This window comes from Paraburkholderia madseniana (genome assembly GCF_009690905.1).
In the GTDB taxonomy this organism is placed as follows: Bacteria; Pseudomonadota; Gammaproteobacteria; order Burkholderiales; family Burkholderiaceae; genus Paraburkholderia; species Paraburkholderia madseniana.
Window position 1 is genome coordinate 1 of record NZ_VOSW01000178.1, and the last position, 10,754, is coordinate 10,754.

A 10,754-nucleotide genomic window follows, 5' to 3' on the forward strand; every position below is an offset into this window, starting at 1 on the left:
TTTCTCGATTCTGCCTTCGGTTTCGTCATGTTTATTTTCTCTCCTAGGTCATGGGAACATAGGGCGTACCGGGAGCTACGTCCCGCACACCTGGGCTACTCGTCTACGCTCGGCCGCAAACGTTTGCCTTCTCTTCGTGAAGACGACATTCGTCGTATCGAACCGTAAGTTCCAGTTATCGGCAAAAAAGTTGCAACGTCATCGCGGCGAACGGAAGGCGAACCGGCACTGCGCACGCTCCGTATGCTCCGTGCGCTCGCCGTGCACAATGCCTGATCCTCGCATTCGCATTACACATACAAGCGGCGCTGCTGCGCCAGCACATCGGCATCCCTCGGCAGCGCCGCTTCCAGGTCGCGTTCCTCCGGGTGCTGCGCTGGCGCCGGCTGCGTATCGAGCGACGCGACGTAGGGTACCGTCAGCAGTCCGGACAGCAGTGACAGCACCATATTGGTCACGTCGTTCACGCCCTTCTCGGACAAATGCTTCGTCGGCTTGATCGAGCCGAGTGCGCCGGAGACTGCGTACAGCACAGCGAAGAGCGTCGTGCGAGCAGTGAAGGGGCCGAGCAGCTTATTGACGGCATCCGCCATCGTCGGCTTCGCGACACTTGCGGAAATCCGCAGATCGCGTACGCCCGCGAGCCCCTGCCCCACCGACTGCCGCGAAGCCAGGCCGCCGCGATCGAAAAACGCAGTAAGTGCCGGATAGCTGAAGCCGTCCGCGGTTTCGCCTGCCGCGTTCGCGCCGGCAAACGCAAGCACGTGCGGGATCAGGTCGCGCAGCGATTGCGCCTGCCCTGCCGAGCTGGTTCCCGAATGGGATGCGCCGGTGCCTTGAAGTGTGTTGGTGACGTACTGGTTCGTCGCATAGACGATGGTGTCGGCCCAGTTCGCCGCCATGTTCGAATGGGTTGCGCCCGGTGCGAGCTGTTCGCGATTCGAGTCGAGCTTGACGAACAGGTTCGCCACGTCGCGCGGCGCCGCGTACGCGAACACGCCTTTAATGAGCAGCGGGAGCACGCCGCCGAGCGAACTGTTCCCATAGGACAGCATGCCCGCGGTGCCGATCGCAGCGAGGTTGAATGCGTGCGCGGTGACCGAGCGCTTCGTCGCCGTGCCGTTGTACGTCTCGCGCACCAGCGCTGCGAGGTTCAGGCCCGCCACGCCGGCGAGAATGCCGGCCGACGCGATGCCGCGAGCGTGATCATCGACATACTGTAACCCGCGCTCCGCCAGATAGCCAACCACCTCGCGCAGCGCCGTGGAGGTCGCGACGATGCTGCCTTCGCGCAGCGCTGCGTTCGCGATGTTCGCGCCCCAACCAGCCGCCGCGTTTTCGTATTTGTTCTCGGTAATCCCGCGCAGGAAGTGGCCGACCGAAGCGACCGTCTGCATCACGCGGCCGGGATCGTGGGGGACCGAGACCGGTTCCGCCGTGGCAGGGATGTTGATCGCAATATGATCGGGACGGACGTCGAGCGCGAGATGATCGGGGCGGACGTCGAGCGCAACGTGATCGGGATGGCGGGCGCGATCGGCGATTGCGTCGTGAGGGGTATCGGCCACTTCCTGCTCGGCGCTTGCGTCGTAGAAGGTCTCGGCCGCATCGTGCTCGACGCTTGCGTCGTAAAGGGTGTCGACCGCGTCGTGGAAGGTGTCGGTCAAGTCGTGCCCGGCGCTTGCGTCGTCGGGGGGGGCGACGATCAAAGGGTCGGGCCGCACGGCTTGAGCGGCTTCTTGCAGCACCGCCTCCACCTGCTGGGCAACCGGGGTCAACGGCGTCGGCGGCGTCTCCCCCTGGATTAGCGCGGCGATCTGCTCGCTTTCCTCCCGAGCCTCCGGCGGTTCCTCGGCGCGCAGTTGCGTTTGCAGTTCTTGCAATTCGGCGACGGCCTCCTCGACAGCGGACGGTGCATCCTCGGACGCGCCATCCAGCGACGCTCGCGGCGACTCGGTGGGCGACGTGTTCAGCAATGGGTGGTCCGATGAAACCCTCGGGGTTCCCGGCGGCGAGGACCACGGTGAGACCTGCGGCGATACGGGGGGGGTAGCGTACGGCGAAACGTGCAGTGAGACGGGCAGCGAAAAGTCGGGGGGAGCGTACGGCGAAACGTCCGGTAAGACGTGCTGGGAGACGTCGGGAGACGCGTGCAGCGGACCGTGCTCTGAGACGTCAGGCGACGTGTGGAGCGGACCGTTGAGGAACTCGCCAAGCGTCGTGCGCCGCGATCCGCCCGATATCTCGGACGAGTCCGCCTGGGTCTGCTCGCGCACCGGCGTGCGCACTGACTGATGCGGTTCTTCCGACCCGGCCAGCGCCGCCGCGTTCGGTGTCGCCCTGCCCGCGCGCCGCGACGACGACGCGATCTTGCCGAAGCAGGCGAGAAACCCGCGCGATTTCTTCTCATGAACGATGCCGCGAGCCGCATCGAGACCGGCCTTGATCTTCAGCAGATGTTCGTGATCGGCGTCCAACTGCTCCGGCGTTCGTGACGGCCCGGCGCCGGATGCTTGTGCGTGCTGCGCGTGTGCATCCGGCGGCGTGCTCCCGCGCACCGCCTCGCTCCCGCGGGAAGGAGGCGCGGCCGATGATGATGCGCCGTCCGACCCGCGCGACGTAAACACTTTCTTCGCCTTGCTCTTCGCGTTGCCGAGCGCGGCCCGCGCACCGCGCATCAGCGTGCGGCTGCCCGTCGGTTCCGGGCGCGGCTCCGTCGCAATCGACACAGCATGCCGCCCGTGTTGGCCGCGCGCCGGTACGGCAGCCGCGCTGCGCGCGGGGGCGGACGCAGAAACGGCTTCGTCCACGTCCGGCGCACCGCATACGAGTGAACGCAATAGGTGAGAAGATTTCATCGCACAATTCTCCAGTTCGGACGCCTGCTGGCCCCCATGTCAGACAGCCACACGACGCATCTCCGGCGCCGACGCGCCAACCTCGCCGGCGAGTTCCGCCTCATCGCCGGCGAGGTCGTCGAGCAGGTCCGTTATCGCATCGAGGAGGTCGGCCGCTGTGAGCGTGCCGTCGACCGGGAAATAAAACGAGTACTGCAAGTGCCCCTCGACGGGATCGAGGCTCATCGCGCCATCGCGGACCGTAATCGCGTGGAAATTCACTTCGAGCGCATGGCGATAGATGGTCTGCCGGTCTTCGTCCGGCACGTCGCCGAGGTCGACGTGAACCAGCGCATGCGTCGAATCAACCGTCTCGTCGTAGCGAATCGACACGATCTGGTCCGAGACCGTCAGCTGTCCGCCTTCGACCAGGCGAGCTGCGTCTTCCAAGTTGGTGAGATCGCAGATGTCTTGCAACAGCTTCGTATAGCTCGCGTAGGTCACGTCCGTCACTCCTCTAATGGGGCTTGCTTCCTTGCGAAAGGTTGCAAAAGACTCGCTCAAACGCGCTGTGGCGCGAGTGCTCGAAGCAGGTTTTTCAATTGGGCGGCTACCGTCGGCTTCGCCTCCGCGCGCATCGCACGGAACACGTCGAGCACTTTCGGCACTTCGTCCGGCTTGATGCCGAGCCCGTCGCGCGTGAGTGCCATGATCTTCTTCTGCTTGATCTGGGTGCGCGTCGCCCGCCCATAGGTCCCGTCGTGCAGCAATTTGAATGTGTCCGCCGCCGCCTGGTTGATCTTCCGTTGGCGGGAAAGCCGGAGCGATGCCGGGCTGCCAGGCGCATGCGCCTTGAGCTTGGCGACCGACTCGCGCGCGGCCGTCACGGGAACCTCCTCGCCGGCGCCGATCACATAGCTTTCGTCGTCGAACCGGCGCACTTCGGCGTGCTCCTTGAAGCGCACGCGCGTCGGACGGCTTGCGCCAGGACGGGTTGCCGCGGACGACGACTCGCCGTCCTCCGAGTTCACCTCCTGAATCTCGGATTCGGGCGTGGCCGGCAGCGAGCACGGCGACGGCGACTGAGTTGACGATTGAGACGACGGGTCTCCAGGCGACCGGATCTCGCTCGACAGGCCCTCAGCGTGCGAACTTTCCGCGTCGCCGTGCGCCCACGCGTGCAGGCACCTGCGCAACGCCGCGTCGTCGATGTCCGCGTGGTCGAAGCGCTGCCTCCGGGATTCGGCGAGCGCCGGGAAGCCTCGCTCGAAATGAAGCTGCTCCGCTTTCCCGTAGGCCTTCGCCTTCGACATCTGCTGCAGTTGCTTGCGCTCGATCAGACCGAGCGGCCAGCCGTAATCGCGCGGGACGTGCACCGATACCTCCGGCTTCGCCTCGCTCGTCCTTCGCGCGAGCCGGCCCGCGAGCCGGCTGACGGATTTCGCCGCGCGGCCGGCCGCCCGCGCGACATGCTCTCCGCCCCACATGACGATAGCGACCTCGTGGCCGTTAAAATGCCCGGCAGTGCGCGCGGCCGACGCGCCGCTCGCGCCCTGGCCCGCATCGATGTCGGCTGCGTGAGGCGCAGCTGAAGCGTTGTCGATTCTCATTGCCCCCTCCTTCACGTACAGTCAGACCGAGACGCGCGAAACCCGCCCGCCGGCCTCGCCCGCCATCGACCACCCGTTGTCCCGGCTATCGAGGAAAAAGCCAGAACGCCAGCTCTCAACCTGCTCGACGAACAATTTCAGGCTGTTCGCGAGCGTCTCGGCATCCGTCTGCGCGAGCAGCGTCCGGTAGCTCAAGAGGACATGCGAGCTTTCGGGGTTCAGCGCGAATGCGGCCGGCAGCATACCGCTGGACAGGAACACGTTGATCTCTAGCAGCCGCCGGCAGATGTCGTGCTGCCGGTGCTCCGGCAATTCGCCGAAGTCGCAGTAGACAAGCAGTTCCTCGTTGGCGACCGGCCCGACCGAGACGAACGAGAAGCCGATGCCGTTGACCGCGACACTGCCCTGTTCGAGGACGGTGTCGCAATCGTCAATTTTGACCAGTTCGCAAAAGCCTCTGATCAACTTGACATAGTTTTCGCTCGCCATGAATTTCTCTCCGATTGACCTTTGCTCCGTTATTGACGCGTGGCGTTTGGCGCGTACGCTGCACCCGGCGTCCGCGACGGACGGCGCGCGTTGCGCTCTTGTTGAATGCTTGTTTGGTGAGTAACGATTGCCGGCCCGCGGTTCAATCGACGGCGGTGCGCGAAGCAAACGCGCCGTGCGTGCCCGCCGCCGGCGCGTCAGAGAAACAGCGGATTGATGCTCGACGCCATGCCGAGGCCCGCGCAGCGCGCGAGCGCGTCGGTCAGGTAGCCGATCGCCAGCGCATGATTACCCTGATGACGCTGGCCAACGCCGATGTCGTTCAGCGCGCGCGACGTAAGCCTTATTGCCTTCCTCGTTCCGCCGCGCGAGCGCTTCGACGTAAAGCTGCACTGCATGCTCGGCGTCGCCGACGATGTCGAAGCACACTCCGCGGAAATTGAGCATCCGCCCGAGCTGCAATGTCCGCCGCTGGTCCTCGAACGGCGCCTGCGCCTCGACGGCGTGCGGATAGCGATGAGCCGGTGTGTACAGGGAGTTGCGAGATGCCCCGCTAAGCCACAAGTTGGCGGCATGACAACACATCGTAACCGCGCGCCCGGACGAGTTCATGCCGCTCAAAAATGCGTCGCGTCACGGGGTGCAAAGCGAACGCATCGACCCCGCTCCGGCACTATCCCGGCCGCCGAACTACCTGCGTCGTCCCGTTACAAATGAGCACCACCGACAGGCACAGAGCAGCCAGCAGAGCCGGCGACGCTTCGCGCCACGCACAAACCGTCGCCTCGCGAATGCACAGGAATGTCAAGCAATGAATCCGATTTCGATTGCAGGCTCGTCCGCGCATGGGCCTCACACCGCCGAGCGGTCCGACGACGGCCACGGCGAGTGGTACGACATACCGCTCACGCCGAATGCGCCGACTATGCCACGGCCTTTCGGTCCGGAAGCGGCAACCACACCGCCGCCCGCGCTGCCCGGCGGCGACGGCCAGTGGATCGTGACGATCCCGGCCAGCCCGCACGGCGGCAGCGCCGATAGCGCCGCTCAGTCGGCGCAGCCCGCGGCGGCGACGGCGCTCACGCGGCTGATCGAAGGCATGCGCGGCCAGTTCGCCGACATCGACAAGCGGCACCTCGCCGCGGCGATGGCGACCGAGTTCGCGCGCGGCTATGTCGGCACGTTCGTCGGCAAGACGGTCGGCGCGCTCGTCGAGCAGCAACTCGAAAACGCGGTGATTGCCCGTGCGGGCGCGCAGCTCGCGGTGGCAACGGCGCTGCCGGCGGCGCTGTCGGTTGTCAATGCCGCGTATGCCGCCTATGCGCTGTACGGTGTGATGAAGGCGCTCGAGAAGCCGCAGGCGCCGCACAATCGGTTCGCGGTGCTCGCGGGCGGCGCGATGGCCGGCGTGAGTTCGCTGCTGTCACTCGGCCCGGTCGCGGCGCTGACGGCGGGCGCGAGCCGTGCGCATGCTGCGCGCTTCGCCGCCGACCAGCTCAGCTATGCGATTTACGGCGTGGTGCGCGAGAGCGTCAACCGGCTGCTGTCCGGTCTCGGCCCGGAACTCAAATCGCGCAAGGCCGACGGCAGCACGCATGGCTTGCAAGTGTCGCCGCTATCGTCCACCCTGTCGGCCCCGCTCTATTCGGCGACCAGCATCGCGCTGAATTACAAGGCAGCGGAGGCGTTCAAGAACCGCTACGATCCCCCAGCGCTCGCCGCGACGGAGGGCGGCAACCTGCGCCACGCGGCGCTGCTGCAACGGGGCATCGCGTTCGACAAATTGTTCGCGAATCCGCTCGTCGAGGGGCTGCATCAGGTCTACATCGTGCTGTCGAAAGTCGCGGTCGGTACGCGACCGACCGTCGTGATGCCCGAAGGCGGCGCGCGCGGCTGGGTCGCCAAATGGTTCGACAAGCAGAAGGAGTTCGGCATGGTCGACGCGCCGGCCGTCGGAACCGCGGCCGACCCGGCAAGTGGAACAGCCGGAGACGCGGCGGGCTCCGGCGGCAAGCGTTTCAGCTTCACGGCGTTCGCGCGGGAAGCCACGCGGGTCGCGCTGCCGCAAGGGATGTCGCGCGTACTCGCCCACAGCATTCCCGACAGCCCCCTGAGCACCGCGCAGGCCGTCCATCCGAACCTGCACGGCCTGATGCGCATGCTGAAAGCCGCGCTGATCTCGATTAGCGACTATCGGGTTCTCACACTCGTCGACACGTCGGGCGAAGGGCACAAGCGCACCGACAAGGATCTCAAGGCCGGCGCCGCTGCGCGGGCGGCTCCCCCGCCGGCCGAGGCGGCTCGCGCAGAGACACCCGTGACGCCTGCAGAAACCGCTCCGGATACGCCGAGCGAACCCGGAGAGACGTTCCACTACAGATCGGATGAAGGATTCGAGCCGCCCGAATGGCGGGCGGTGCCGCTGCGCCCGGAGCATCCGACACATACCGCGCACGCCGCGGTTACGCCACACGTCGAATCGCAGCAGGCTCCGGCACCGGACGAAGACGACGACGCCGCGTTCTTCGACCGCCTCGCCGAATCACCCGATCACACCGCGCAGGCCGGCGCGGCGTCCGACGACGAAGTGGACGAAGCGTTCTTCGACAGGCTGCTCGACTCGCCAAATCACCCGGCGCAAACGCACACGCCCTCCGCCGACGATGTGGACGAGGCGCTCGTCGACCAGTTGCTCGAAGCGTCTGCGCACGCCGACGCGGAACCGCAATCGGCCGTGTCTTCGCCGGAAGCGGCGTCGGCGTCTGCGTCCGCTGCTGCTCCCATCCCCGAACAGCCCGATGCGCCCTCGCCCGCTGCCGAACACCGCGACTGGCAGATCGTGCCCGCCTCGTCCGGCAGCGAGCCGGCGCAGCCTTTGGCATATTCGGTCACGGAGCCCCCGGATGAAATGGTCGCCGTGACTGGCCAGGGGCGGCAGGCGGATAGCAAGCCGCGTCACCGGGTGCTGCAACGCACGGCCGAGTACATCGTGACCGAGCCGATCGACGACGGCGAGCCGGACAGCCCGCGCGCAGCGTCGGCAGTGCCGGCAGCAGTATCGAACGCGGGCTCCGAAACGCATGCCGCGCCTGCGTCGAACCAGGCTTTAGAGCCACCTTCGAATCAGGCTTCAAGCGCAGTCGCACGCAACCGCGAACACGTATCGCTGCGCGACCTGTTCCAGCGCGACGGCCAAACCGAAGCGAGCGATGCGCCGGCAACGCACGCCCAAGCGCAACGGCCCGATGCATCGGCAAGCCAGGCCGTCGCGCAACGCGAGGCGATGCAGCACCTGCGGCGCACCGCCGACACACTGGCGCCGCACGTCGAGCGGGAAGACACCGAAGCCGCGTTGCGGCGAATCAAGCTGCAACAGGACATCGCGAGCGGCGTCGTGAAGACGCCCAAGCGCTCGTCCGGTGTCCTGAAGACGCCCACGCCATTGCGCGGCGCACTGCGTGCGATCAAACACGCGTTCGGCGGCAAGAAGTCGGGCCCGGCGAATTGAGCATGCCGATACCCCGAATGCGCAAGACAAGACAAGGCAAGGAAAAGAGGGTCGGCCGGGATTCGTAAAGACCTGAACCTGGCATTATCAAGTTGCTGGGCTAGAGGCGAAACGATGGCACGTGAGACCGCTGTTCAGAAACCAGTCGAAGGATTTTGGGTAACTTCGGTAAATTCGTACCAAGCAGCGAATCGGGCCGCGAACTGTTTGCGATGGAGCGAAGCGCGTAGCAGATCCCGCTTCAGTGCGAAGTGTTGCCGGATCGGCCCGAAGCAGGAGAGAAATGCCTTCGTGCGTCCCGGGTCACGAAAGCCGCGCACGCCCCGCAGGAAGTCCCCTTGGCGGATGCAACGCTCACGTTCGCGGGTGGGCTGGTGACTGTTCCCAGCCCGGTAGTTGATGCGGGCAACCGCTTTGACCAACACGTGGTTCACACCCGCCAGTTCCGGAATCTCAGCCTTGGCCGCCGGATAACTGCGCAACTGGTCGGTCACGACCGTGGGGGGGTGTCTAGTTTCGTACGACGACTGTGCCGCAAGAGCGAGGTGCATTGCTCCGCGCAATCGTTAAGGTATACGGCAAAAATCAGTGAAGCTGAAGATCTGGCGTGGTACGGCCGATCGTTGGCAAAAAAGGGTATGGAAACCGGTGCCGCTTGCACCCCGCGAACAATGCAGCGGGCCTTGGCTGTGCGACAGCAGACCCACTCAAACCGTGGGCCGGCGCACCTCGGGAAAAAGGACGCTGCAAGGTCGCGGCGCCACAAAAGGTTCCGGCGAGCAGGGCCAAATTCCAGAACCTGAGGGACGTTCGGGCAAACCCGACGCGCAACGCTATTGCCGAGTGGAGCTCGTTGGCCGAAGCCGGCACTGCACTGGCGTTTGATGCATGGCCTGGGCAAGCCTCAGCAGCAAAAACTCGGACGGCTGGACCATTGCGACGACAGACGTGGCGACGGCGATAGAGAACTGCTTCCCGTTACTCAATTGCCTGGCGACCTACCCGGGGTCGTCGTGGCAATAGTGCAAGATCGTGCCGGGGACCCGCGGACTTCGCCTGCGTGTGTACGACACAGGGAAGCTGGCGTGCCGGACTTGCAGTGCGGGCAATCTCAGCATGCTTGCTGACGTTATTTGCTGGACATGACTTTTGTGAAAATCCATGGACGCATTGGACAGCTTGGGCGCAACCTTGTTGTCAGGTATTGCACGCGCCCAGTGGGGCACGGCCCTTGATAAGAAGCCGGTCACGATTCTTGCCTTTGATCCAGTCGGGTGTCAGGCCGCGTCCTGACCACGTCTTGCCCGTTTTCGGATCCTGGTATTTTGGCGCGACTTGCGGTTTTACCGTCGCGCTGGGACGGCCACGCTTTGGGGGGAAGTATCCTTTTCGGTAGGACCCTATTCCAGAACCTTCGTGCGAACTTCTGCGACAACGGCTTCCAGCTCACTCGCTCGTACAGCCTCCGCTTGCTGGGTGAGCTGTTCGACCTGGTCTCGAAGCGCTTTGTAGGTTTTCATGGTGCTTTCCGTTCGGGTTAGAAGTAGTGGAGCGATAGGCCGGCGCTAACGCGTTCAAGGTTGTCCGAATCTTAAGTACGCGAGGATCGCGAGCACGACAAAAATGGCGATTGCTCCCGGCCACGCGTTGTAGAAGTCCTTTATCGTTCTCCCACAAGACGGGCAATAGAGTTTTTCGGGTTTGTTGCCCTTTCTATTCAGTCCCAGTTTTGGCGTAACGACCTGCTTGCAACGAGGACATTCGAAATGGATTTCGTTCCGCATGCTTACCTTTCCGGGTTTGGAATCAATTCGATTTTCTCTTGGCAATAAGCTTCTTGCGCGCTCCGAGGGTAGCCAGAATCGCTTCCATTCGGGTTTCTTCGCATGGACCATGGCGTCAGTACTCGAATTAAAACCGCAGTCGAGTCTGGCACAAGCATGGTTAAGCGAGCACGTAATTTTATCGATCATTGATTGAACGGATTCGCAGTGCGCGTTCGCGCGAAGTGCGACGCGCAACTCGTCCAATCTTCTGGTGAGCATCGGCACGACCATGACGCGAACTATCATTCGCTGATCTCTTTGCGAAGGGTCGAAGGTGGCGCGCGCATCGAGAAGCGCGGCCAGTTCAGATTTCGTTGTCAAAGAGGTGCGGTTCATTGTGATACAGGTATTGCATGTGGGCAATTCCGGGAATGAAAAAGGGCGTGGTGCGAACACCACACCAAAAGGTCCTGGCTACGGGGCGTTGTGCCAGAACCCGTGATCAATTGGGGCGCCCGGTGTTTATGCTGGACAACCTGGATGC

The 10,754-nt window shown here is 64.4% G+C and carries 8 protein-coding genes and 1 pseudogene; 1 reads left to right on the plus strand and 8 read right to left on the minus strand.

The annotated features are described in order from the left end of the window. Positions 1 to 290 precede the first annotated feature (290 nt). The 5 genes from FSO04_RS43700 to FSO04_RS43720 all read right to left on the minus strand — a co-directional run bounded on the left by FSO04_RS43700 (position 291) and on the right by FSO04_RS43720 (position 5,334). Positions 291 to 2,858, minus strand: a complete 2,568-nt coding sequence (locus FSO04_RS43700) for a hypothetical protein (RefSeq protein ID WP_154567543.1) — start codon at positions 2,856 to 2,858, stop codon at positions 291 to 293. 39 nt (positions 2,859 to 2,897) lie between these two features. Continuing rightward, positions 2,898 to 3,341 (minus strand): CesT family type III secretion system chaperone, encoded by a 444-nt coding sequence (locus FSO04_RS43705; protein ID WP_166618384.1) that lies wholly within the window; start codon positions 3,339 to 3,341, stop codon positions 2,898 to 2,900. A gap of 56 nt (positions 3,342 to 3,397) precedes the next feature. Beyond that, positions 3,398 to 4,447, minus strand: a complete 1,050-nt coding sequence (locus FSO04_RS43710; RefSeq protein ID WP_154567545.1) for a hypothetical protein — start codon at positions 4,445 to 4,447, stop codon at positions 3,398 to 3,400. A 21-nt stretch (positions 4,448 to 4,468) separates the two neighbouring features. Next, positions 4,469 to 4,936: a CesT family type III secretion system chaperone gene (locus FSO04_RS43715; RefSeq protein WP_154567546.1), complete on the minus strand. Its 468-nt coding sequence runs from the start codon at positions 4,934 to 4,936 to the stop codon at positions 4,469 to 4,471. 197 nt (positions 4,937 to 5,133) lie between these two features. Continuing rightward, entirely contained in the window at positions 5,134 to 5,334 is a 201-nt protein-coding gene (locus FSO04_RS43720) for a hypothetical protein (RefSeq protein WP_154567547.1), read from the minus strand. A gap of 413 nt (positions 5,335 to 5,747) precedes the next feature. Between FSO04_RS43720 and FSO04_RS43725 the strand changes: the two genes are divergently transcribed. Further along, positions 5,748 to 8,444: a hypothetical protein gene (locus tag FSO04_RS43725; RefSeq protein ID WP_154567548.1), complete on the plus strand. Its 2,697-nt coding sequence runs from the start codon at positions 5,748 to 5,750 to the stop codon at positions 8,442 to 8,444. A gap of 134 nt (positions 8,445 to 8,578) precedes the next feature. Here FSO04_RS43725 and FSO04_RS43730 read toward each other — a convergent pair. From FSO04_RS43730 to FSO04_RS46995, 3 genes and pseudogenes are all read right to left on the minus strand, one after another. Next, positions 8,579 to 8,950: pseudogene (locus FSO04_RS43730) on the minus strand (IS6 family transposase); the annotation flags it as partial. A 691-nt stretch (positions 8,951 to 9,641) separates the two neighbouring features. After that, the gene (locus FSO04_RS48940) at positions 9,642 to 9,848 is read right to left on the minus strand and encodes an H-NS histone family protein (RefSeq protein ID WP_414693527.1); all 207 of its coding nucleotides are present in this window, start codon (positions 9,846 to 9,848) and stop codon (positions 9,642 to 9,644) included. Between the two features lie 170 nt (positions 9,849 to 10,018). Next, positions 10,019 to 10,606, minus strand: a complete 588-nt coding sequence (locus tag FSO04_RS46995) for a hypothetical protein (RefSeq protein WP_174825352.1) — start codon at positions 10,604 to 10,606, stop codon at positions 10,019 to 10,021. Positions 10,607 to 10,754: the final 148 nt, after the last annotated feature.